This is a genomic window from Pontibacter arcticus (genome assembly GCF_003284895.1).
Lineage (GTDB): Bacteria > Bacteroidota > Bacteroidia > Cytophagales > Hymenobacteraceae > Pontibacter > Pontibacter arcticus.
Map to the genome: position 1 here is coordinate 1 of NZ_QMDV01000006.1, position 23,699 is coordinate 23,699.

Below are 23,699 nucleotides of genomic sequence, written 5' to 3' on the forward strand. Positions count from 1 at the left end.
CTGACGCGCCTGGAACAGCAACAGCGCCTGGATTTGATGGAGATCATCGAAGACCGCCATGCCAAAGCCTCTACCATTATTGCCAGTCAGCTGCCCGTGGCCAGCTGGTATGATGTGATTGGAGAAGAAACCATAGCCGACGCCATTCTCGACCGCCTGGTACACTCCTCCTACAGAATCGAGCTAAGAGGTGAAAGTCTGAGAAAAAAGCAGTAAAATTGTCAGTCCATCGGACGCTAAAAACAAAACCTATCTCGTGGGGGTCAGTATCACCGGATTGGGGGTCAGCATCACCGGAATATCTATCTGCCGGACTGGGAAAGCCCGCCGGGACACGTGCCCCGAAGAGGGGTAACTTTGTTTCAGTGTCATAGCCAAGCAGAATAAAGCTTATCCTTTCTGAGGGTGATAGTAAATCTCTATTCATGTTGCATAATTACTAATATTATTAGCTAGTACGCAACTTTAGGATTTTTATTCCGATAATTAAAATTAATTACTAAATATATTAGTAATTAAAGGTGCTGAAACGTAGCTTTTATCAAGCTATATCTTTATCAATATTAACTAACTTCCAGCTCCACTGTCCCTTTTTAGAATCGAAGGTTTTCATTGCGTGTCCTTTTATAATCATGCCGGAAGCAAGCTTATTTTTACTCACAACTGTAGGGTGAAGGAATGCATCTCCTACAAAGCCAAACTCCTTACCCTCTGATATTCTTACCTCTCCCTCCACTTTTTTGCAGAACTTCTTTTTTAGACTCTCATTAGTGCCTTTTGAGGCAGTGAGTACTTTGTGCAGCCCGTCTTTGCTTCCACCCTGGAAACGTACTTTTAGGATGTCTCCAACATATACCTTGTCTAAAAGACGTTCATATTTAAAGAAGCCCTGCTTGTCCTCGGAGGCTATGAAATTCAGCATCTTTTTATCTGAGTTGACGAAAGATACAAGCACGCTTTCTTCCTCAACATCACTATACAGTAAGCTGTTTGCAACATCAACATACCTCTTGTAGAAGTCGTAGTTCGACTTCTTTATCGTAGCTCGTTTGTACCACTCGGTATTCTGCCAGCCAGTAAGTACACTAGGAACAGACCAGCCTTTCGCAGTTCTCGCAGCCACGATCTTCTCTATCTCGGTTCTGGCTTCATTATGAAGCTCTTTATTAATAAAGATGGTAGCCATTTTCTGACGGAGACTCACAAGCATTTCTTCGGGGCTATTGCATGTCAGAGCACGGCAGTAGCATGCTAGGACCTTCTCCTCATCGTCTTTGAAGGCTTCGCTTAATACATCCCACACCCAAAAGTCATTCCTTTTCTTTTTAGCAAAGGGAAGAATAGCAGAAAGCAGGTTTTCTTCATCTCCTAAGGCTAGCAGTAATTTAGCCTTATAGTAAGCAGGGTAGACATAGTTTGGATAGCTCTCCACTACCTGATCCAGTTTGGGCATGAATACCTCTACCTTCTCTTTGTCAAAGATCACCTCTCCAAACATAGTATGCTTTGGTAAGAGTTGTTTGGAGTAGGCAATATACGCCTGTTCAGCAATTGCCATCATCTCTTTGCCATCAGGCATCTTCTCCTTCTGATAGTCTTCTTCTCTGAAGTTTTCCAGTCCCCACCAGTCAGCAAAAGCAATGTATCTGTCAGTATCCTTGTAGCCCTTATGGAATGCCTGGAATAGAGAAGAGTACCATTTGGAAGGTTTTACCAGTGGAAGTGTACTTACTTTTGAAAACAGCGCATCCAAGCTACTCATATTTACATTTTGTTGCCCGGTTATTTGGCGGACAGCCTTAGCAATCACAATTGAGAGATTGTCATACAGCATTTCCTCGCTTTCTGGCAGCTCCAGTGTTTCCAGCTCCTCTAGTTTTGCCAGAAATTGGTCGAGGTTATTGGCAGCCTTGTCCAGTTGACTATACAGTACCCAACTCAAGTTGCGCTTTGCCCATAGATTATCAGGCTCAGCCTCTAACTCAGCCTTAGCCATGGCATGAGCTTCTTCTAATCTTCCGGTTTGGCGTAACTCTTTTATTTCTTTAGCAGGCATGTTGCTCTTGTTTTAGTGATTGCAGTAGTGTGGTAATCTCCTGAAGCAGACGCTGGCTGTTGATGCGGTTCTGTAAGGGAACTACTCTGCCGAAAAAGCCGGCGGCATTGTACTCAAAATCAAGCACTGCCTTTTCTGTTTGGCGTTTAAAAGTATAGCGCTCCTTGTATTGCAGATGCTCTATCTGTTCTACTTGAACAGAGGTTGGCTTCAAAAGCGATTCGATGTCCTCAAATAGGATGCGTACAAATGGGTACGTTTCTTCCAGTTCAAATTCAAATTCAAGACGCTTTAGAATTGTCTCGGAACTATTTCGTTTTACAGTGATAGGGGGAAGGACTTTCAGTATACCTTCTACCTCACTATAAAAAGACTCATCGTTGGTATAGGCAGGCAGTTTTTGATACTTTCCGTTGAAGAGGAGTTGTTGGTTCACCCATGTTTTTAAACCGCAGGTTTTGCCTTCTCTTTCACATAAGTAGAAGACTTCCAGATTTTTCCTTTGCCACCCTGTCAGCTTAATGAAGTATTTAGCAAGAATATGATCCACTTTCAGGAAGTGGTCCTGAACCTGCAACGGCTGATCGGTAAGATTAAACTGCTGGAGTTTAGCCAACATACTTCCATCAAGAACAATCTCTTCTTCTGCTGCTACCGGGGTATTCGTTAACTCCTGCAATGCAGAAACAGCTGGTAATCCCATGATAGCCATGGTCGAGTATGAACTAAACTTAGGTGGGTTAACAGCGAACAGCTTCCTGGAAGCGCGGGTAATAGCAGTATAAGCCCAGCGGTAAAACTGCTCATTAGACTTGCCTGCCCTGATCTGAGGATCTCTATAGCAATTAAAGTTCTCTCTATTATCGTGGTCCCATACAGTAAATACGTAATCCCATTCACCGCCCTGTGCTTTGTGGCAGGTAACGGCATAACCATACTTTACTTTAAGGCAGTTGAAGTATTCATCGTTTAAAATAGCTTCTTTAAATTCGTCGGTTTTGGGCTTTAAGCCAGCATTCCGGTTCTTGAAGTCAACGTACAGTGCCTGTGTTTCCTCTGGCGTAAGGTAGTTATCTCCGTACAGGAAATTTTCCAGCACCATGCCCGAAACATTTTTATTAGAGCTTTCCGCGTCAGGAAAAATCAGTTCGACGTGCCGCCAGGCGAGCGTAACAGTTATGGTACCCTTGGGGCTTTTGTGGTACTTTGTGTTTTTGTTGCTAGGGTAGAAGGTGAGGTCACGGCTAACAGGAGTTGGACTAACCTGGTTTACGACTGCGAATTCCCCGTTAAACACGCTTTTACGATAGTTATTCGCACCCAGTATTACAATATCACCCTGCTGTATGGGTAAGTCTTCGCTGCCAAACCGGTGTTTCCTAATCTGCTGGTTCAGTTTTAAGCAAGTCTTGTTTTTGCTGACAATAATAATTTTTGGATTACCTGTGCTGAAGTAGGTTCTCAGGAACGTCTCATAGGTAGGGTTAAGGATGTCTGATCCGTTTTCCTGCAGGTTAAAATCATTGAAGAATTGAGAAGAGATGCTTTGGCGGATTTTGGTTGCCGCTCTCAGGATACCACTATCGCCACCCTGTCGCTTTACCTCCTTCATTTCAGCACCATCAATGCTTACCCTGAATTTATCTTTCAGATAGACATCGTCAAATGCCTTTGAGCTATTGTCGCCAACAGGAGGCAGCTGGCAGGGATCGCCTACAAAAATAACCTTTGCACCGATAGTTCTAGAGGCCACACCTGTGTAGGTCATTAGGTCAGACAACAGGTGATCTGTGCCAAAACGGAAGAATTCTCCTTCACTCTTGGCGTCTGACACCATGGAGGCCTCATCTACAATGAAGACCTTATTAGCAACATCTGTGTTGTTTCTGATTTTAAAGAAGTAGCGGAATGACTGTCCACCGTCTTCATCCTTCACTTGTACCTCTTCCAGTTCATCGTAGCTGTAAATGCTTTTGTGTATGGTAAAGGCTTCCTGGCCAGTTTTCTCCCGGATAACTTTTGCTGCTCTACCTGTTGGTGCCATTAAGGCGAAGTTTTTCTTCTCTGCGCCGAGGTACTCCACCAAACCTTTTAGAATGGTTGTTTTTCCACTGCCGGCATAGCCCTTCAGCATGAATACTTGGGTGTCGCTATCAAGAAAATCTTTGATTTTCTCTAAGGCTGTTCTCTGGTCGTTGCTAAGTGTAAGGTGCTGGAAGTGGTGGAAAATGCTCATATTCTATTAATTACAAAACAAAAGTGCGGAGCAAGTGTGCTGTGGAGGTGCATACTTGTTAGCTAGATAACTTGAGCATTCTTGCTTAGCTTTTGATCAATTAGAAGTGCAACTACTTTATCCTTCAGTACTCTCAAAGCATCATATATGGAATCGTAATCTTGTAAGCGTTTATTTATAATAAATTTACCCTTGTTATATAATTCAGTTTGTGCTGGGGATAAGGATGAAAAATTTACATAGCCAGATAATTTATTCATTTCGAAATCACATAATATTTGATCTTCATTATCTATTTGTAACGAATTTCTATGACTCATCTCGTTCCGTAGGTTGTTAATAAAGATAAGCGTGCTTTTAGTTTTACTATCTATTTTACTAAGCTTGGCAAAGGCATTCAATTTGGTGTAATATGCAATATGACTTAAGTGCTCAGGAGGCTCAGGTTTAGCCTTATTAATGCTAATTAATTTAGTGATTTGGCTTATATCGCCATCTACTTTCATGTAAAAAAAATAATTTATCAATTCTTCAGCTTGTAAATGTGCGTAGCGACAGAACTCATCAAAATTAATGTGGTTATTGATTTTACCTAATCTGTACTTAAGCATTTCTAAGCAGTCACGGTATAACTGGTTCCTTATTATATCGTCCTCTACTGCTGAATAGTCTATGATTGGTACAACGTCTAATAGTAAATATTTATGAATACTTTCAATGTTCGTGCTTAAAGCCGCAATAACCTCTTTTTCTATGTTGTTATTGGGAGTAGCGTTTCCTATTAAAGTTTCTATCAGTTTACCTTTAAACCATTCATTCCCTGGTTGAGAAGAAATCTCCTGTACAAATTCAATAAGTTGAAGTAGCTGATCTTTATTGGTAGCCATAAGTCATTTACTCTTTACACCGGTAACTTATTTACTTTAGTCCTTTTAAGGAACCTGCCAAAAGAGTAAATATTTTGTTCTTTTTCATCATCATACCAAAGCTCGGTGTTTGCTTTTTCTAATGCTTGAACCTCCTCCGGATAGAAAATGATAATCTGACCTCCGTCCGCTGGTCGAATAACTAAATTAATTTCCTTTCCACTCTTCATTATACCGCTCACTGTTGTAAGGCTATCTTGGCTCCAGTTAGTACAGTCATAATCTTGAAGTGACTGCAAGTGATTTTGTACGTTTGTAACTGCTCTCTTTATGATCGCCATCACCTTTTTAAACCGCTCTATATCTGCAGCGGATATATGCTGTAAAGCTTCTAAAATTGGTTTATTATTTGCATTTTCCTGTTTGGCCCTTTCTAAGTCCTCTGCAGAGGTAATTCCCAAACTAATTAATAAGTGGTCTGGATTTAGTGGCGAGGACTCTTTCTTAATCTTTGGGGATATCATCTTCTCAAGCTCCTCAAAATTAGAAACCCCATATTTCTCCAGTAAACTAGTTGCTTTCATGCTAAGCTCCATCGACATAGCGATATCCTTCTCGTCACATAATCTGTGTTCTTTATTCTGATAGAGGTCTTCGAACAGATCGCTGGCTTGAGTAGGATTCTCAACAAACCACGTGAACAGCCTTCTAAAGGCATCCTTAGTCTCGGAAGAAAGAAATGTCCCTTTTACTTTATCTGCATTGAATTTTGCAACCTTTTCTCTTATCTGTTGTGCAATGAATTTAGCTCCAATTAGCTTCTCTCTATCGATTGCAATAGCGCCTTGAATTAATAAGCTCTCTTCTAATAGGAAGGCTCTGCAATTATACCCTAATGCAAGTAAAATATCTTTCAACTCCGGATCAATATCTCCTTCATCGAGGAAGACGGCGTTTTTAGTACATAGATCCCCGTTTTGGTTAGGATATATTTTGAGTTTATTCTGGTTAACGAGATTAATGATGCTCTCCTCCCGATTAATTAGAGTATAGAATCTGTCAAGCCAATATTGTAGCTTATCTTCTGTGAGACCAAGAGTTTTTTGAACACTGTTGATATGGCCGCAAGCAGAAAACCAGTTAACAAGATTTTTTATACTAAGGTCGTATTTCTCTTCCCACCAGTTTATCTTGTGCCAATGATGAATGTTCTCTTTTAAAGGTAAAATAAAATACTGATTAACATTGCAAAGATCATAGATAGCCTCTCTTACTTCTGCATCTTTATGGTATGGGAAATCTACATAAGCTTTATCTTTGATAATCGGGGTTCTCTCAACGAGTCCGTTTCTTTCTATCTCAACAATATTAGCATTGAGCAAGGCATTATGAGCCGGCTTCAGGATTTCAGTATCATACCATTTTTTCGATAACCATTCATAATCTTTAGGTTGCTGAAAGTCTGCTAATACAAAAGTGTCCTGAAATTGGTAATTGCTTTGGTCAATGAAATTTAAGAGTTTAAGAAAGAGGATATTACACTCTTTAAGTAGTTCCTTGTTTTCGTGTATTTCAGGGGTGTCGGCATCTTTCAAAATGATACCATTTCTTCTCTCCTGATAAATATTAAAGCTAGAGCTGTTAAGAATTCCTGGAGTGTTGAACTCTTCTGTTCCAATAAACGGGTAATTACAAAATAGCTTAGGGCATTCTTCAGCTGGGGCGATAAATTGTATCTTATTACCGTCTTTGGCAACCTCAAACGCAATGGTAGCATCTTTCTCATTGCTCTCAATGGTAAGGATTTGCTTCTGTGTATCGCTATCAGAAACACGAATCTGATGAAGGTATATGCCTTCATCTAGTTCTATAGCTCCTGCATAGCTAAAGATTAAATCTTCATTGATAGAAACTTTGGCTATTGTTCTAACAAAAGCCATGGTGTAAGGCAAACATACTCGGAGGTCATTGATACCTACTTCGGCTACTGCAGTACCACTATCATCTAAGTGATAGGTAAATTCAGTGTTAGTTTTATTCGGGTTATAATCAGTAACATCAGGAAGTGTGTCCAATGTTAGTAAAACATTCATGGCTGCTTTTACACCGTCATAGAGTTCCTGTTCACTGTTGCCAGAACGGTCTAACAATAATTCGAACTCTTTATGACCACTTGAACCTGCTTTAACGGTACTCTTCAATGTTACCCTTTCGGAAAGTAGGTGGGTCGTAATAAAACCTGTTCCGAACTTCCCAATGGTTCTTGTCTTTTCATGCACACTGATCTTCCTAGGCTTTGATGATTGTTGATTGACTAAGTAAGTAATGTTGTCAACCATAAATGGGTTACCATTGTGCCTAAATGATAGGGTGGAGGCTTCTTTGTTAATTTCTATTTCAACAACTGTATCCCTCTCGCTATTGGTTGTGTCCATAGCGTTTTGAAGCAGTTCCCATACCCAGCGTCTCTGATAGTCAGAATCAGAACTCCCATTTCTAATGTTTTGCATTAGAGTATAGATTTTTTCAGAAATAGCCTTTATAGCTATTGCCTCTTGGTTCTGCAGAACTAGGTCTTTGATAGTCGGCTGAGTAAAATCTGTGGACATAAGTCGTTTATCTTTTGTAAAAATCCATTGCTTCATCTAATCCTTTATGAATTAGAATACTTAGTACCTTATTTAAATGAGCAGGCCTGTCCTCTTGATTTAAATTCTCTTTAGAAAGCTGCTCAAATCGATATGCCAGCTTTTGGTACATATGATTATCCGCACCTCTTACCATCTTAAGGTATTTAAGTTTGCCCAGAATGACATTGGCCATGTCAGGCCTTCCCTTCTTGGTATGACCTTTATCTGCACTATATTGCTGTAAAAAGTAAGTATAAGCTCTTTCATACCCATACTGTTCCCAGTAATAAAGCCACATGCGCAGCTGTTTTACAAACCGCTTGGGTACATTCACATCCTCATTAACCACTATGCCTGTTACTTCCTGGCGATACCCCTGCTTTTGCAGGCGGGTCTTACTAGGCTTTATATGAAAATTTTGGGCCGCTATAATCCGGTGTAGCTCATGCAAGAATATACTTCCTTCTTGGTACACATTGTGATGCGAACTAAAGGTGATGTCATCAGCATAACGGCTGTACTTTAAGTTGAAGCGTTTGGCAACAGCGGTCAAGTAGAAATCCAATTGCTGGCAAATTATGTTAGTTAAGGTAGGAGAGGTGGGAGCGCCCTGTGGAAGTACATTTCTTTTCTCTTTTTGCCATGATCCATCTGGTTTGATGCGTTCAACCTCCATCTCGTGGCAGCATAAGGAAGCTATTATGTTGGCAATTTCAAGCCTACCGGTTTTGTCATTAAGATTGAAAGGAGGGAATTTTAACCTGCCCCATATTCTTGCCTGATCAATACTAGGGAAAAAGTCCTTTAAATCGATATTGTAAACATAAATGCTTCTTACATGGAGCAGAGCGTTATCTACAATAGACTTAGAGGGTATAAAGCCTGTCGCTGCTTTATGTTGGTGCTGTTCATAAACAATTTGCAGGATTAGGTTCAGGCATTTTTGAATAGCCTTCAATCCCTTTGTCGGAGCGTGGATAACTCTTGTAGCACCAGATTTTTTTTTGATTGTAAAAGCAGCGTAACGTTCTATGTTTATTCTGGGATTGCTATAGTAATTAACCTGCTTCAGCGTGAAAGGAATAGCTTTGTCACCATAGATGATGATTTTTGTGTAATTTAAAAGTTCAAGAAAATCTTCCTTGGATTTTAAGTTGCTAAATGCTGTAAGGATGTGCTGGCTTTTTTCCTCTGCTAATTTCATCTGATTGGCTAAAATGCCCCTGAATGCCTGCTCGTATTTTCTTTGTTTATGATTTAACAATCTACTTAAAACAGCTTATAAATCCTATATAATAAATATAAAATATAAGTCATGATAAGTGGACTCAAAAAGCTAGTAAATGTCAATGCAGACTGATACAATGACGATTCTAACTTTCACCCCATATTGCTACAGGGTACCAGCCGATTTTCACGTAGGATTGCTCCTACGCGACAGCTGGCATAAATCAAAATCTTAGAGCAGGCATTCAAAGAACATGTTGTAAAGTAACAATGAAACTGTGCAGTACAACTGCACAAATGTAATGTCTTATTTTTATTTTGCAGATGGTTTGTAAAACATTTACATCACAAAGAGAACAGGTACCTGTGCAGTCGAACTGCACTCAAAGCAGAAGTCTATGGCTATTAATAAAAATGCATTGATCCGTTACAAAGTGCTGGATAAATGTTTCCGTAATACTGGCAGACGCTATTTTATACAGGATCTCATTGATGAATGTAACAAGGTCCTCCTAGAGATTGACCCAGAATCTAAGGGGATAAGCCGCAGGCAGATTTTTCAGGATGTTGCCTTCATGGAAAGCGGAGAGGGATGGAGTATAGACTTAGTAAAGCACAGGGATAACAAAAGGGTATACTATAGGTATGCAAATCCCTCTTTCTCGATAGACAACTCGCCCTTAAATGAAGTAGAAATAAATCAACTACGTAGCGCCATGGCCATCTTGGCGCAATTTAAGGGTATGCCGCAGTTTGAATTTGTGCACGAAATACTGCCTAAATTAAGTCAAGGCATTACAACTGATCAAGAAGAAGTAATCATTGACTTTGACAGTAACCAATATTTAAAAGGTATTGAGTATTTAGGGGAACTGCATAATGCGATTTTCTATAAAAAGGTGCTGTGTGTGAGTTACCAGCCATTTGAGAATAATGCACCTTATGATGTTATCTTACATCCTTATTACCTGAAGCAGTATAACAATAGGTGGTTCTTGTTCGGCTATAATCCTGATGAGGGACTCTATAACTGGAATCTCGCACTTGATAGGATTGTAGGCATCACTGAGACTGACGGAAAGTATCATCCCAACACAGAAATTGATTGGTTTGAGTACTTTGATGAAATGATCGGCGTAACGAAACCTGTCGGAGCTACTACTGAGCCTGTGGTGCTGCATTTAAGAGGCAGGGCCGGAATGTATGTGGTGAATAAGCCTATCCATGGATCGCAACACACTAAATGGCTGGATCCTGAGTTGTTAGAGGTGAAGCTAGATCTAGTAATTAACTTTGAGTTTAAGCGCCTTATCCTTTCTTATGGCAAAGACGTAAAGGTAGTAAGCCCTGAGTGGCTGAAAAATGAAACCGCAGATAACTTGAAAGCTGCATTAGACCTTTATTGCTAAAAATAATGCTATATATTTGTCGTCTTATAATTTACCTTATGTTAAATGGGGCGTAAAGATGATCTTGCAGGAGCTCTCAAGCAAAATACCGAATTGGACTATTCATCCTTAATACAATCAGTTCTAATTTAGCGTTTTGTTTCCATTATCAGTAAATCTAGGGATAAAAAACACCTTCAATGTGGGGCTCAATTTGAATGTTCTCCCAATGGTTTAAAGCATTAGTTTCATAAATCCTAACGAGCTCACTCTTAACAAACCAATCTGAAAGTTCACTATTCTGGGTTGGTGCTCCTTCTATCTTTAGCAAAGAAGATATTTTAATTGCCAATTCCCTAGATATACCAAACTCAATTAGTCTCCGTGTTTCGGGCTTATATGCTCCATGTTCCATAAATGATAACAAGGGGTTCTCCTGTTCTAGCATCGAAAAAGTAGGGTGCAGCAGCTTAGGAAGTCGATAAGTTATTTCAGTATTTAACAAGTCAAGTGTATGGTCAATATCTTCATCTGAAGGCTCTCCCTTCCATGAAAGTATTGTACGTATAGGAATTTCTTTGCCCCAATCTTGAGCAATAATCAAACATTTTCTTAAAACCTTGTCGCTTCTAATCTTGGTATATTTGTTATAATAATAAGGAGTGGTAGCTTTTACTAATTCAAGTACTTCAGTTAAGCTATCTACAAAGTCATGAGCAAAAGGTGAAGATGGAAGTTTGAAGTTACTTGAAGAGATTTTAAGGAATAAATCATTTAAAACGAGAGGATCCCAATGAGGATTTTTAATAAGAATATGTGCAGGAATAGCAAGGTCTCTTAATTGAGTGTTGACAATGTCAAATTCAGGGGATGAAATTGTTATTCCGGTCTTTTCTAACATATAAAATACTTTGTCTCCATATCTGAGAACCATATGCCTGATATGCGTAGTTAAGTCGTTAAATGAATTTTCATCGGCTGGCTTTGAGCCGGCTAAAAGTGCCTGCTTAATTTCTTCTTTGCTTTCAATAAATCTTTCTCCATATCCAGAAGATAACTTTTTTTCAGGATATTCAAAGAGAGTTGTTTGAACTGCATCTCCTTCTTGGGAGGCTTCATAAGAGTTTTCATCAAGCACAATGGCTCTACCAACAAAGTCTTTCATCAATCTACCTGCACGTCCCCTTAAATTTGCGAACTCATAAGGGGTTAGTTTAGCGCCAGTTCGTGATTGTGTTGTTAAACTTTGATTCCTAGCAATTATATTCTTAGCTGGTAGGTTAACACCCTGCATAAGCGTTGTGGTGCAAACTATATTTTTGATAATGTTTTTTGAAAAAGCTTTTTCAATTACAGTTCTTAAGAAACCTGGAACATTAGCATGGTGATAGCAGGTTGAGCCTTTTAGACAGCTAACCAATGAATAGTTGGGACTAATACTATTAGAGACGTACTCAATTAATGAATTTAGCTCTTTTGTTAGTTTTGCCTCTCCATTAATATTTTTTGCAATACTATTTGCAGATGCTTTTGTAGGAGCAAAAACTATGTTCCCTTCGTTTGGATCAAGATTATTTAGTATAGAGTTCAATAATGTAAATGAAGAGTCATTATATCGAACACTATTAAAGAATTTTAAAGGATTAACAGGGAAATTATCAACAATTATTGATTTAGGTTTTTTTGATATTGTTGAATACTGTCGAAAGAGTACTTTGCCAGATTGATATATGAATGAATATGACAGATTAAGGACTGGAGGTAAATCATTATTTATCGATTGGGCCTCTTTGCCAAAGAGTTCTGTTACTACTTCGTCAATGTTTTTTATTCTAGGACCAGCTACAACAATTTTTTTGGGAGTTAGATTATCTTCAAACTCTCTGATTAAATTATAAAGATCCCTTGATCTGTCATTGTCTTCGTTTGCTACCCTTTCAATATTTTGTATTTCATCTATAATTAAAAGCTCTAAATTTTTAAAAAAATCTTCTCCTTGACTTATTGCAGAGAGTGCTCTTTCTTGGGTAAGAACTAAGATATTAGAACTTTGCTTACTAATATGCTTTTCAGAATAAGTTTGCCCTACATTAATGTTTAACTCTAGTTCATTAATAAGCCTCCTTAAATCAGAGCTAACTTGATTGATCAGAGTAATCGTTGGGACAACATAGATGCAGCTACCACCATGCAAATGGAGGTGGTGAACAATTTTGTTAGCTAATACATATGATTTTCCGGCTGAAGTGGGAGCTGAGATTCCGATTCTATTCTTTTGATCAATTAAGTCCCACATTCTCTTCTGAAAAGTTGAGAGTGTAATAAAGTAATCATCTATTACCTGTGTTTCACATTCTAGTAGCTTTGATTCAAATGCAAATTGTGCAATAAGACTTCCAAGGTTACTAAATTCTTGATTTTCTATATTATAATTAAGATCAACCATTCTAGCAGATGGAATTAAACCAAGTCTAGAAAGTACCTGCATAAGAAATGAAGGTAAGTTATCCCAAGCCTTATTTTTGTGCTCCCATACCAACCCACAAATAGTTAAACATATATTTCTTTCTTGATCACCAATAGCTCTTCTAGAAAGTCTTTCTGCAAGGTTCAGAAGTTGGACCGCGAGCTTTTCTTCTAGTTGTGGTATTTCTTTATTGATTAGCTTAAGTTTTGCTGCGAAAGCCTCAAGGTCATGTGTCAAGATTCGATTGATCAACCGAACTTCATTTTCAGTCAATACCATTTAGCCTATTTTTTTTGAAAATTTTTCAAGTAATGAATTCATTTCATTTATGGGAAAGATTAAAACATGAATTCTTGGTTTGAGAGCAGAATCAATTTTTTTATGGAGAATGTCACGGTTGATACTACGTACGGCATTCCTTACCTTTTCAATAGTATCTTCAAGTTTCTCTTCTCTACTATTGCCTGTTATGGTATCCTTATTTCCATAAGATACCATACATACAAGATTGACTTGAACATCAGTAATATCTCCATTTAAATATTTTTGAACGAAGTCTTCTAGTTCTTCTGGGATAAAGTCTTCATATACATACAAATTCATTTCGTTTCTATGGCTCTTGTAATGTAAGATTACATCCTTGATAGACTCGGTAAGAGCATAATTAAAAGCACCGGTTTCCCTATCTGACGTTTTACATTCACCAATGTAGATTTTTACTTTACCACCTTCAACGCCTAGGTGTATTGCATCTGCTCCATTTCTTTCAAGCTCAGGATTGGTGGTAAGAGGCATTTTTCTTAAGATTGGTACAGCTTTGAAGTGATGTTGAAGTAGGTTGTAAATTAGGAGCTCGGAGATTTGACCTTTAACATCAGCTTTTCTGAACTTACTTTTAGCTCTTGCTTGTAGAATGCTGAAAGCATTGTCTTCATCTCTTTCTTCGTTATTAATCAGATGAGCTTTCATCTGATTTTGTTTTCTCTTAGAATAAACGTACCTCAGCACTGTAGCTACAAGCTCTTCAATAAACTCATCCTGCATTTCTAATAGGTCACTATAATTAATGCAAGTTCCAATACATCGATTGTTAACTCCCAGATCAAATGAATCTTCAATAAAATACATCTTATTAAGAAGAGCCTTTGTGCTTGCTAACAATCCGTGAATAGTATCTTCTTTTATTGGCATATTTAGAAAGGTGAATTTAGAAACAGACTGAATGAAAGATCTTAGAAGTAAATATTCCAGGGGCATGAGTTTTCTCATCATCACCCATAATAGCTTAAGTTATTTGTTATTTTGCCTTGAGTTTATGAATGTTGAATTCAAAACTCACTAAGCTCATGTTCTCTATTGCATTGTATTTAAAAATAGGAATTTAGATTTTCCTACGATCTTCTTCATATTTGTGGCAAGTACTTCAGTGCACATTAACAATCCAAGTGTTACTCTCAACAACACTTGCACTAAGTGTTAATAGAGCAATATATGATTTCATAGCTATACTTGTACTGTTAAATATGAATTTGTCTTTCAACTATAGGACTTGATAAGTTTTGCTAGTTTAGATAATGCATCTTTAAATTATTGGTTATTGTTTATAAGCTTATCGAACCTGAAATTCTATATTTGATTCTAAATATTTTCCTTATTATAATATTTTGCACTTGCCACGAGCAAAAAGTATATAAAGTTAAAAGTAATTCGCCCTTATTTAAGAACATTGTTTTCTCAACTTAGTCATGTGGAAGCCAACTGATTTACCTGTTCCCATTGAAGTAGAGACAAAAGCTGTAGTAAAGCAGGCAACAACAGCACATCGCTATCTGGCCGAGCTGAAGGGGGGCACCGCGACTATTCCCAACGAACAGATACTAATCAGCACGCTTACTCTACAGGAAGCGCGGGACAGTACAGCCATTGAGAACATGATCACCACACAGGATGAACTCTTTAAAGCCGAACTGCAGGCAGGCTATGCCTACAGTACCGCTACTAAGGAGGTGCAGAACTATGCCACTGCTCTACGTGAAGGCTTTGAGGCAGTGCGCAAAAATAAAATTCTAAGCTTAAGCCATATCCTCTATCAGGGACACGTTGCAGATGTCGCCGCCGGCAGGAGGCGTTAGAGCGGCCGTAGCCAGCTTCAGGAAGCCAGTTTGATCAATGAATATAGATAGTCTGAGGCAAGCTGAAAAGTGTTCCTTATCGCCTCCACGTCCGCCTTGTTGCGATAGGCGGTGAACTCATAGTACCAGCGCACGGTGTTCTCCGGGAGAGTCACAGGAATAAGGGTCCTGCTGTTGCCCGGGTTATAGTAGCTCACCAGGTAACCCACCTGCGGCTCTAGCACCGTCACAGTCCTATATATCTTTTTACTAAGGATCTCCTTCCCGTCATCTCCCCAGCAACGCACGCTTCCTGTCAGTTGGCCATCTTTATAAATCGCCTCCTCTACCTTCTGCCCCTGATCGTTATAGGAGATGCTGGTGCCCTGCCGCACGTCTGGCCGCTCGCTTACCAGCTTCCCGTTTCACTGCAGCACATTTGTCTTGGCATAATAGTCCCGCACCAAGCCCATAGGCTTTCCATTCTAGTAGACGATCTTCCTAATATAACGTGAACTCGGGAATTAAATCGTATTTAAATTATTGATTTACAATTATTTAACCCATATCTTGATTAGTAGTCAAAGATAAGTAATTGGTTATTTATCAGTGTTTTGAAGCTGATGTTCAATATATCAGACATTTATCCGACATTCCGGCCTTTGTAGACAGAGATAGTTGCTTTTTTCTCTCCTTCTTTACTAAGCAGGCTTTTCTCCAACAGCTCCTACAGGGCTGTTCAGTCTTTAGTGTTAGATTTTGTTCCGTGTCTGCTTTTGTGCATCCTTCTTTCGCTTTATACAATAAACTGGTTACTGTAGGTATTATTAATCTAAAAGTTCAAGTACAGAGACTGCAAATAAAGAATTAAGCAATAACTCAGACCATTTATAAGAAACTGCAATTTAAAATATAAGTAACTGCAATGTGATGTCTACTTTGTCAAGTTTTATAACAAAAAAACTTGACAAAGTAGACATCAAGATTTACCTTTATAGAAGAATTGCATAAGGCAGAAACAATTATGAGCATCATGCAGCAAGTCCGGGAAAGAATTGAACAGGCCCAGCCCGGTCAGCTGCTGACTTATGCCGACTTTCAGGTAAGCGACAGCCAGCTGGAGGCCTTGGCTGCGGCGCTCAGCCGCCTGGCCAAGCAAGGGGTGATCAACCGGCTGGCAAAAGGCCGCTACTATAAGCCTAAGGAAACTGTTTTCGGGAAAGTGAGACCATCCGAAAAAGAGATCATCAAGAGTCTTAGCACCTCCAAAGGCAAAGTCAAAGGGTACGAGAGCGGTTTGGGGCTTTACAACCAGCTGGGCCTGACCACGCAGGTTCCCCAGGAGGTGACGCTGATGACACGCAAGCAGCGCCGGGTAGCGAACGTCGGGAAAACCAAAATCCGTTATGTTCAAAGCCCCACCAGCTTCAAGGAGTCTGACATCGACAAGCTTCAGGTCCTGGACGCAATGCGCGGTTACAAGAAGATTCCGGACCGCAACAGCGAGAAGACTATCCTCATTTTGCTTAAGTATATCAAAGAGTTAGCCGAACGCGACATGGATCGGCTCATAGAGCTGGCACTAGACTACAATCCCGCTACCCGTGCCCTGCTGGGAGCTCTACTGGAGCAGCTGGGCTACGCACAGGAAGCAGACAGACTAAGGCAGTCACTAAACCCGCTGACTAAATACAAACTGGGCATTAGCGAGAGCATTTTGCCCAACAGAAAAGACTGGAATATTATATGAACCTGCACCAAAACCCGGAGGTGTTTCGGGATGCCATTACGGCCACTGCAGAGGCCCTGCAGATTAGGGACGTATATGTGGAGAAAGACTATTGGGTGACGCTGGTGCTTTACCGCCTGGCCCACTCCCCCTACGTGGAGCAAGCCATCTTCAAGGGCGGCACCTCGCTATCCAAGGCCTACAACCTGATTGAGCGCTTTTCCGAGGACATCGACTTGGCCATCAATGCCGACGAAGGCATGACTAACAACCAGGTCATGCAGTTGATCCGTAAAATCTCAAAAGAGATCACAAAGGACATGGTGGAGGTAGATGACCCGCACAGGACCAGCAAAGGCTCCCGCTTCCGCAAAACGCTGCACGACTACGGGGCCTCAGTGCAGGGAGACTACGGCCAGGCAACCGACAAGATCCTGGTGGAGATCAACTCCTTTGCCAGCCCCAATCCGCACCAGCTGATGCCGATCAAGACCTACATCAGCCAGTTTATGGCTCAACGTGGCTTGCTGGATATGATCCGACAATACGAGCTAGAGCCTTTTGAGGTAAATGTGGTGAGCTTGGAGCGCACCTTCACAGAGAAAGTACTGGCCCTGGTGCGTGCCTCCTATGCCGAAAAACCGGTAGATGAGTTAGGTAGCAAGATCCGCCATGTATACGACCTGCACGCCATGCTAAAATCACCTGTAGTGACTGCTTTCCTGCACAGTGAGAACTTCTTCCAAATGATCAAGGCTGTACAGGCCGATGATGCCCGCAACAGCGAGTTTCAAGGGGACTGGGCCATGCAGCCGCTGGATGCCTGCCTGCTATTCGCCAATGTAAGAGGAGCCTGGAATTCTTTAGAGACGGCCTACCAGCAGGAATTCCGCTCCCTCGTGTATGGCACACTTCCTGACCCAGAGGCAGTAATTGCTGACTTGGAAACAGTCGCTACACGCCTCAAGATACTTAGGAGTAGGGAGAGCTAAAACAGACCTAATGTAGTGCCAAACGGATCGGCTACATGGCAACTATACTTTTAAGCTCCCCAATAAGCTGCTCCAGATCTTTCTTTTTCCCAGAAAAGACTTTAGTTCTGTATTTACTATCAAGCCCCAGTTCTTGAATCTCACTCTTACGTTGGCTGTCGGTTAGTAGAATATCTGATAAAGCAAGTCCCGTTGCTATCCTGCCAATATCAATCTGATCATTCGGGTTTTCATTCTTATTATTAACAGCTATGAGTCCGCTAAGAGATGTTCTAATATCAAGTGTTGGAATTCTAGTGAATTCAAATTTCCTCAAATGTGAAATTAGAGTCTTCAACTCTTTTTTAGTCATTCTGTGTCTGTTGGTTAGTTGGTAAATAATTGAGTCTATCCAATTAGGAATGTCGCCTGAAGGGAAGGAAACAGGACGAATAATAATATGTCCATGCACCAGTAGGGCATTGAGCCTTTCAAGGAAGTGACTTAAGGTGATGAACCTGGAGGCTGCAAGAATGCTCTGACCTACTTTGCTGTCGACTTTTTTATGTCTAGCAATCTTTCTTATATGATGCGCCACCACAGTAGCTTCCGCAGCTTTCATATTGAATTCAATCTTTTGCCTGTGTAATGCCTGGTAATTCCCCTCATCTTCTAAGATGCCCTTCTTAATCTTGTCATGAAGAAAGGTTCTGATTGTTATGTTGTTTTTCCTAACAGCGGATATCATCAGTTGAGAGGTAATAAACGGTTCTGCTTTGAAAGCATAGCCCATAGATAGTTTATAAAACTCAGTGTCAAGGTGAGCGGCTCTAGCAGAGTCTTTTTGAGATGTCTCTAGGTAATGCTCAACTGACATCGGGCAAATAATCTTATTCATCGTTACCCCAGTATGTAGCAAGCTTCGAATCTCTTCCCATTCTGGAATTCCTGTTGAATCAAACATTCCACTTGTTGCAAACTGGTCAAGATATATAATATGCATACAGTAAAAGTAGGTTTAGCTTATCAATACACCTTCTCGCCTGTATTCGATAGGCGGGTAGCTCATCTTATCTCCTCTGTTAGTGTCTTGTCAGGGAACAATGTGTGTCTTGATGATCAAGCACCAGTTATAAATTTATTCTATGACCAACGTGTCTTGTGTACTGTAGGTAAAAATCCCCTGCCCTCCCTGAACATTTGATGGCAGCACAACTGGGGGCTCGAAGGGATCAACATTTGAGCGGGAAGCCTGCTGCAGCGCCCGCTGAAAATGATAGTTGTCAGGGGTGATGCGGTAAAGTATAATACGGTAAGGTTGTTTCCCGTCGGGAACATCCAAACGGATGCTCAGTTCTGGCTCACTGGAGAGTGAATAATCATAATATTCCGACTTTCTAATAGTTTGCCCCGCTAGCTCATATTCCAGATAGACGCCATAGAAGCGGTGCCTGGCATCAGGTCCATTTGTAAAACTCAGCCTGATCTGAGTGCCGTTAAAGACCCAATCAGTAATCACAACTGGTGCTACGGTTTCAGTGGCGGCATAAAGTGTATCGGCATTGTTTACAGTAATGATGCGTAGCCGAACGGAGTCTTCCGGAAGGATAGCAGGTAAACGGTAAGGGCTGGCATAGTTTACCATTTTTCCGCTGACTTTATCCTTGTAGAAAATGTTCTGCAATCGGATAACTGTATCAGGAAGCATCAACTCTACATGAGCATTCCAAACCAGCTGCAGCGACAGGTCCTCCTGAAAGCTGCTGGTACGGATCAGGCTCAGCCTGATGGGCTCTCCAGGCACAAGGTACCCCTCCACGAAAAGCCTGGCCGGACTTGCCGGCATCACAAGCTCAGCCTCCTCCTTCAAGGCACAGGAAGTCATCAATAGAAATAGAATAAGTGCTATAGGTCGAATGTGCATGTATACCGAAGGGTTGGTGTTAAAGGAAGCAAGGACCGTTGCCTGGCGGTGATTTTACCTGTGCCGTCCTCCTTTCGGGCTACGTCGAAGTACAGGAAGTAAGGGTTGGCGCGGTTATATAGGTTGTACACCCCGGCGCTCCATTCGGAGGTGCTTTTGTTATGCTGCTTTTTGTAGGTCACCCCTACATCAAGCCGGTGTCGTATTGGTGTCCTTATGTTATTAAACCGTTCGAAAGCAGGAAGTACTCTAGGCGCTTCTCCGGGCGTCATGCCCTGCGCCGGGATGATGCCCACCGGAAAAGTATAGGGGCTGCCTGTCTGCAGGAACCACTGCCCTGAAAGCTGCCAACTTTTGCCAAGGTTGTATTGTATCGTTGTTGAAAGCTGATGTCGCACATCTTGCACCGGATACACCCACTCCCTACGACCGTGTCTATCTTCAAGTGCTATCTTAGCATAGGCTAAGGTATAGCTAATATCTATTGCAAGCGGAGACCACTGGGCCTGCAGCTCCAGTTCGGCACCATAGGCCCGGCCTGCATGCGGCTGGAAGCGCTGCTCAAAGTCAGTCAGCAAATCCATTCCGTTGGCATAGTAGAGCTGGCCTTTAAGCCAACGGTGGTAAATACTTGTAGCCAACTTATGCTGCTTTACAGGTTTACTGATAGACAGCCCCACTTGATCCGATCGCTGCACAGGCAGTTTACCTGAAGTGAAACGGAAGAAGTCAAAGGGCATGTTGATGCCTAGCACATTTACCTGGTGATGGAACTGGTAGGTGCGGTCATAGTAGAAACTAGCGGTCCAACTGTCTTCAGCAACCCCTATTTTCAAACGCGGTGCTGGCAATAGCTGCTCTTCATGCTGATACAAACGTGCCCCGGCAGCATATGTCAGCTTACCTAAAGTAGTCTGCGTCTGTACAAAAAGGCCGCTGATGGGCAGTTTCTCTCTAAACGCAGTCTCATTCAGCAAGCGGCCTTCCCTGTCTTGCTGGAGTGAATGCATCGAGGCTTTCATATGCTGCATAAACGCTCCCATTTCAATAAATCCCTGGCTACTGAGTGGCAGACCAAACAGCAGGTTGGAGAAATGCCCGGAGGTCGTCTGGTCGAGAAACTGAGTTTCCTGTCGCCGGTGCTCCATGGAGAAAGCATATTGGCTGTACCCTTGGGTGAGCTCCAGCCAGGTGGGCCCGAATCTGTGTTTCCAACGGGCAGTCAGCAGGCGGTTGCCCCAGTCAGAGGCAAGCGAGAAGCGGTCTGTAGTGCCGTCGTACCTGTCTTGGCTTCCGAACAAAGCCACCGATAGGCTGCCTTTCGGCAAGGTGGTGTGCACCTGCAGGTTCATATCCTGAAAGGCATAGTCCGGCAGGGGGTTATCTTGCTCGTCCTTACGGTGAAGTTGCTCATAAGCCTTTGCCACCAGCTGATAGTAAGATGACTTTGCTTTCGCGAACACATTGGTCTTATACTTCGGCAGGTGCCGTTGATAGCTCACCTCCGAGCTCAGCACACCAGCTCCAACCTTCAGCTGATGGGTAAGAGGCTCCGTGGCGCGGGGCACAGCCTTCAGGTAAGCTGACAGCCAGCCGCCCTCGCTCGCGGCAAAGCCTCCCGAGGTGAGGGTCACGGATTCAAACGCATCCGGATCAAGGGAACTGTTGATGCCCAGGAGGTGGGCAGCATTGAAGATAGGGATGCCTTGCAGAAGCATGGCCGTCTGAGAATTTTTACCGCCTCGCACAAAAAGGCCAGTTTGCATCTCACCCGTCTGCAGCACCCCTGGCTTATACTGTAGTGCCCTTATCAGGTCTGCTTCGCCGAGTGGCTTGTTTATGATTTCCAGTTCTTTTCTGGCAAGGGTAACGGTTTCAAGTCCAACACCTTCTGCAGCGACAATCTCAACTTCGTTCAAGTTAATCGCCCCCGGTTTCAGATACAGCCTCAGTGTGGCAGGCTGGTGAACGCGTACAGTGGTGTCTTGATAGCGGGGGTGGCTGAAACGAAGCAGTACGCTGCTATCGGCAGGCACACTGGCCGGTAGGGAGAAACTTCCCCTCCAGTCACTGACTGTATGGGCTACTGTGGTGCTAACCAACACCTCAGGCAAAGGCTGTTTTGTGTCACTATCGTAAACAGTGCCCTTCACCTGACCATACAGCAAGGCTGGGATGAACAGAGAAAAAATGAATAATACCGCACCCCTCATAACAACAAAAGCCCCCTGCCTAATGGCAGAGGGCATCTTTTATTAATTGCTACTTGCTCTTCACTTTGTAATTCAGCACTACCTCATAGTTTATACTGAAGGTGTCATCAGATTCAATGTATGAAGCGTCCATCTTCATTCTACGCGGATAGCCATTCTCATTAAAATCCTTATACTCTATGTTTGCGAACGTGTAGGAGTTAGGTACAGTAACTCGTTTAATAGCATTAACAATTCTGTAGCCTTCCAGCTCAGGTACCAGCGCTGTGATGGTGTTACCCAAGAAGTTTTTATAAGCAGTTTCGTACTCGATATCAGCCACTTTGTGTAAGCCCGCTGCACGGATTAGTTTGGATGTTGGCACCCACTGTCCGGTAGGGACATCTAGTTTCCAGCTATGGTCATACACCGCTGGCTGCCATGCCCAAACTGCTGTCGGGTTGCCATTACTGTCGTATACCGCTTTTTGCACTTCTGCTGTGGAACCATCTGTGAAGGTGCGAGTAACTGAGGTAAGTCGATTCTCGGCATTATAAGTATAGCTATCAATCTCCCCAGTTGTGCTCCAGTTGCCCTGTGCATTCCTCAGATAGGTTTTTGAGGTCTTTACCAGGCCTGCGGCATTGTACTCATAGCTGATGTACTTAGTCGACTGGCTTCCTTCAGCGCTGCCTTCATAACTTTTGATAACGCGGCCTTGAGAGTCTGTTTCCACATCACTGACAACCGAGGCTCTAAGATCACCGGCTGCCACATCTGGCAGGATGGTAATGATGTGGTTAAGGGCATAAATTCTCTCTTCTGAAGATGAGTGAGCACTCTGATAGTAATAGTACTCGGTGTCGCTATGCTTTCTTATTACCTCATATGTATCATATTCTGCGCTACTTGACGGAACGGAAATACATTTGGCATATTTCCTATAGCGGTGCTCCCCGTTGCGCTCACCATCATACATGTAGAATGCAAATGTCCCGTCTCCGTTTTGTTCTTTAAAGGTGTATTGCTTGAACGCTGCAAAAGTTACCTGAGTATTGTAACGTTCTGATACATACTCGTAGGCATGTTGATCCTTTATGTCTTCTGTTGCATACTTATTAAGCGTAAGCTTATCCAGAGTGCCGTTAGTATAAGTTTTGGTCAGATCAAACGCTTTGCGTGTCTGCATATCCACGGCGCGGTTACTCTCCAGGTATGTCAGCTGGTAAGCGTCATTGTATTCAGCCTTCAAAACTGGCACAGAGCCCATTAAAGCCTCCGTAATAAACAGACTGCCGTTGGTGTCTCCCACCAGCACAGCATCCCATGCAGTGCCATTGGCGGTAATTTTAAACGCAGTTACCTCTCCATTCGTGAGTTTAATGGTGAGCATACCGGTTTCTTCGTTGTAGGTGATGCTTTCAATGCCAACACCGTCTTTACCATCTTGCCCACCGATGTTGCCTTTCATGGCATCAGTGTAAGGGACTGTGCTGGTTGTGCCATTGCTGTAAACGATGATGAGGTTGTCTCCCTCTTTTCTGAGATCCACAACTGTTTTCCCTTTCTCCGCGATCAGCTCTTTCTCGAGCTGCTCCACCTCTGCGCTGCTGTCGTCTTTGTCGCAGCTAGAGAACAGGGCTAGGCAGCAGAGTGCCAGTGCCGTAAGCTTTCTTGTTACCATTATGTATTTATTAAGATTTGTTTTCAATCAGATGGAGCCTATGTAGCAGCCAATTTAAATTGTACTGCAAAAATATGTTATATTTATTATATATAAAATTTTGATTGTTTCATTTTAAACTGCTCATCTTAGTACATAGTAGCTGTAATTATATAAGAAATGCCTCTGGAGAACTTTACTGCAGGTTTAGCCAAGCACTTCAACCTCCCATAGCCCTA

General features: G+C 41.9%; 16 protein-coding genes. 5 read left to right on the plus strand and 11 right to left on the minus strand.

Going from position 1 to position 23,699, the window contains the following annotated elements; genetic code table 11:
* Nucleotides 1-216, plus strand: a 216-nt coding sequence (locus DP923_RS15895; RefSeq protein WP_165838214.1) for an ATP-binding protein, incomplete at its 5' end; no start/stop codon positions are given.
* Between the two features lie 325 nt (nt 217-541).
* Here DP923_RS15895 and DP923_RS15900 read toward each other — a convergent pair.
* From DP923_RS15900 to DP923_RS15920, 5 genes are all read right to left on the minus strand, one after another.
* A complete protein-coding gene (locus DP923_RS15900) occupies nt 542-2,056 on the minus strand; it encodes a tetratricopeptide repeat protein (protein WP_112306883.1) in 1,515 nt (504 codons plus the stop codon).
* The gene (locus DP923_RS15905) at nt 2,046-4,292 is read right to left on the minus strand and encodes an ATP-dependent DNA helicase (protein ID WP_112306884.1); all 2,247 of its coding nucleotides are present in this window, start codon (nt 4,290-4,292) and stop codon (nt 2,046-2,048) included. The genes DP923_RS15900 and DP923_RS15905 overlap by 11 nt, the downstream gene beginning before the upstream one ends.
* Nucleotides 4,293-4,354: 62 nt before the next feature.
* Complete coding sequence (locus tag DP923_RS15910) at nt 4,355-5,179, minus strand: hypothetical protein (protein ID WP_112306885.1); 825 nt, start codon at nt 5,177-5,179, stop codon at nt 4,355-4,357.
* Nucleotides 5,180-5,193: 14 nt separating this feature from the next.
* Nucleotides 5,194-7,803, minus strand: coding sequence for a sacsin N-terminal ATP-binding-like domain-containing protein (locus DP923_RS15915; RefSeq protein WP_112306886.1), 2,610 nt, complete (start codon nt 7,801-7,803; stop codon nt 5,194-5,196).
* Nucleotides 7,775-8,992, minus strand: a complete 1,218-nt coding sequence (locus DP923_RS15920) for a reverse transcriptase domain-containing protein (RefSeq protein ID WP_112306946.1) — start codon at nt 8,990-8,992, stop codon at nt 7,775-7,777. Before DP923_RS15920 ends, DP923_RS15915 begins: the two co-directional genes overlap by 29 nt.
* A 421-nt stretch (nt 8,993-9,413) precedes the next feature.
* Between DP923_RS15920 and DP923_RS15925 the strand changes: the two genes are divergently transcribed.
* Entirely contained in the window at nt 9,414-10,424 is a 1,011-nt protein-coding gene (locus DP923_RS15925; protein ID WP_112306887.1) for a helix-turn-helix transcriptional regulator, read from the plus strand.
* A gap of 157 nt (nt 10,425-10,581) precedes the next feature.
* Here the strand turns inward: DP923_RS15925 and DP923_RS15930 are convergent, their stop codons facing one another.
* Nucleotides 10,582-13,107 (minus strand): DEAD/DEAH box helicase, encoded by a 2,526-nt coding sequence (locus tag DP923_RS15930; protein WP_165838215.1) that lies wholly within the window; start codon nt 13,105-13,107, stop codon nt 10,582-10,584.
* A gap of 42 nt (nt 13,108-13,149) precedes the next feature.
* Nucleotides 13,150-14,061 (minus strand): HamA C-terminal domain-containing protein, encoded by a 912-nt coding sequence (locus tag DP923_RS15935; RefSeq protein WP_165838216.1) that lies wholly within the window; start codon nt 14,059-14,061, stop codon nt 13,150-13,152.
* Nucleotides 14,062-14,615: 554 nt separating this feature from the next.
* Here DP923_RS15935 and DP923_RS15940 point away from each other — a divergent pair.
* The 3 genes from DP923_RS15940 (at nt 14,616) to DP923_RS15955 (ending at nt 17,702) form a co-directional block, all read left to right on the plus strand.
* Entirely contained in the window at nt 14,616-15,002 is a 387-nt protein-coding gene (locus DP923_RS15940; RefSeq protein ID WP_112306890.1) for a Fic/DOC family N-terminal domain-containing protein, read from the plus strand.
* A gap of 1,012 nt (nt 15,003-16,014) precedes the next feature.
* On the plus strand, nt 16,015-16,731 hold the full coding sequence (locus DP923_RS15950; RefSeq protein ID WP_125047762.1) for a type IV toxin-antitoxin system AbiEi family antitoxin domain-containing protein: 717 nt from the start codon (nt 16,015-16,017) through the stop codon (nt 16,729-16,731).
* Nucleotides 16,728-17,702, plus strand: a complete 975-nt coding sequence (locus DP923_RS15955) for a nucleotidyl transferase AbiEii/AbiGii toxin family protein (RefSeq protein WP_112306893.1) — start codon at nt 16,728-16,730, stop codon at nt 17,700-17,702. The genes DP923_RS15950 and DP923_RS15955 overlap by 4 nt, the downstream gene beginning before the upstream one ends.
* 31 nt (nt 17,703-17,733) lie before the next feature.
* Here DP923_RS15955 and DP923_RS15960 read toward each other — a convergent pair whose 3' ends face one another.
* The 4 genes from DP923_RS15960 to DP923_RS15975 all read right to left on the minus strand — a co-directional run bounded on the left by DP923_RS15960 (nt 17,734) and on the right by DP923_RS15975 (nt 23,481).
* Nucleotides 17,734-18,684 (minus strand): hypothetical protein, encoded by a 951-nt coding sequence (locus DP923_RS15960; RefSeq protein WP_112306894.1) that lies wholly within the window; start codon nt 18,682-18,684, stop codon nt 17,734-17,736.
* A gap of 135 nt (nt 18,685-18,819) precedes the next feature.
* Nucleotides 18,820-19,605 (minus strand): DUF4249 family protein, encoded by a 786-nt coding sequence (locus DP923_RS15965; protein WP_112306895.1) that lies wholly within the window; start codon nt 19,603-19,605, stop codon nt 18,820-18,822.
* Nucleotides 19,587-21,773, minus strand: a complete 2,187-nt coding sequence (locus DP923_RS15970; RefSeq protein WP_165838217.1) for a TonB-dependent receptor — start codon at nt 21,771-21,773, stop codon at nt 19,587-19,589. Before DP923_RS15970 ends, DP923_RS15965 begins: the two co-directional genes overlap by 19 nt.
* A 94-nt stretch (nt 21,774-21,867) precedes the next feature.
* Entirely contained in the window at nt 21,868-23,481 is a 1,614-nt protein-coding gene (locus DP923_RS15975; RefSeq protein WP_112306897.1) for a hypothetical protein, read from the minus strand.
* Nucleotides 23,482-23,699 lie beyond the last annotated feature (218 nt).

What these genes read in the sequence shown, in the direction of transcription:
- DP923_RS15955 (WP_112306893.1), top strand. Translation starts at nt 16,728, where the DNA reads ATGAACCTGCACCAAAACCCGGAGGTGTTTCGGGATGCCATTACGGCC.
- DP923_RS15920 (WP_112306946.1), bottom strand. Translation starts at nt 8,992, where the DNA reads ATGAAATTAGCAGAGGAAAAAAGCCAGCACATCCTTACAGCATTTAGC.
- DP923_RS15900 (WP_112306883.1), bottom strand. Translation starts at nt 2,056, where the DNA reads ATGCCTGCTAAAGAAATAAAAGAGTTACGCCAAACCGGAAGATTAGAA.
- DP923_RS15935 (WP_165838216.1), bottom strand. Translation starts at nt 14,061, where the DNA reads ATGCCAATAAAAGAAGATACTATTCACGGATTGTTAGCAAGCACAAAG.
- DP923_RS15975 (WP_112306897.1), bottom strand. Translation starts at nt 23,481, where the DNA reads ATGGTAACAAGAAAGCTTACGGCACTGGCACTCTGCTGCCTAGCCCTG.
- DP923_RS15910 (WP_112306885.1), bottom strand. Translation starts at nt 5,179, where the DNA reads ATGGCTACCAATAAAGATCAGCTACTTCAACTTATTGAATTTGTACAG.
- DP923_RS15950 (WP_125047762.1), top strand. Translation starts at nt 16,015, where the DNA reads ATGCAGCAAGTCCGGGAAAGAATTGAACAGGCCCAGCCCGGTCAGCTG.
- DP923_RS15905 (WP_112306884.1), bottom strand. Translation starts at nt 4,292, where the DNA reads ATGAGCATTTTCCACCACTTCCAGCACCTTACACTTAGCAACGACCAG.
- DP923_RS15965 (WP_112306895.1), bottom strand. Translation starts at nt 19,605, where the DNA reads ATGCACATTCGACCTATAGCACTTATTCTATTTCTATTGATGACTTCC.
- DP923_RS15940 (WP_112306890.1), top strand. Translation starts at nt 14,616, where the DNA reads ATGTGGAAGCCAACTGATTTACCTGTTCCCATTGAAGTAGAGACAAAA.
- DP923_RS15915 (WP_112306886.1), bottom strand. Translation starts at nt 7,803, where the DNA reads ATGAAGCAATGGATTTTTACAAAAGATAAACGACTTATGTCCACAGAT.
- DP923_RS15925 (WP_112306887.1), top strand. Translation starts at nt 9,414, where the DNA reads ATGGCTATTAATAAAAATGCATTGATCCGTTACAAAGTGCTGGATAAA.
- DP923_RS15960 (WP_112306894.1), bottom strand. Translation starts at nt 18,684, where the DNA reads ATGCATATTATATATCTTGACCAGTTTGCAACAAGTGGAATGTTTGAT.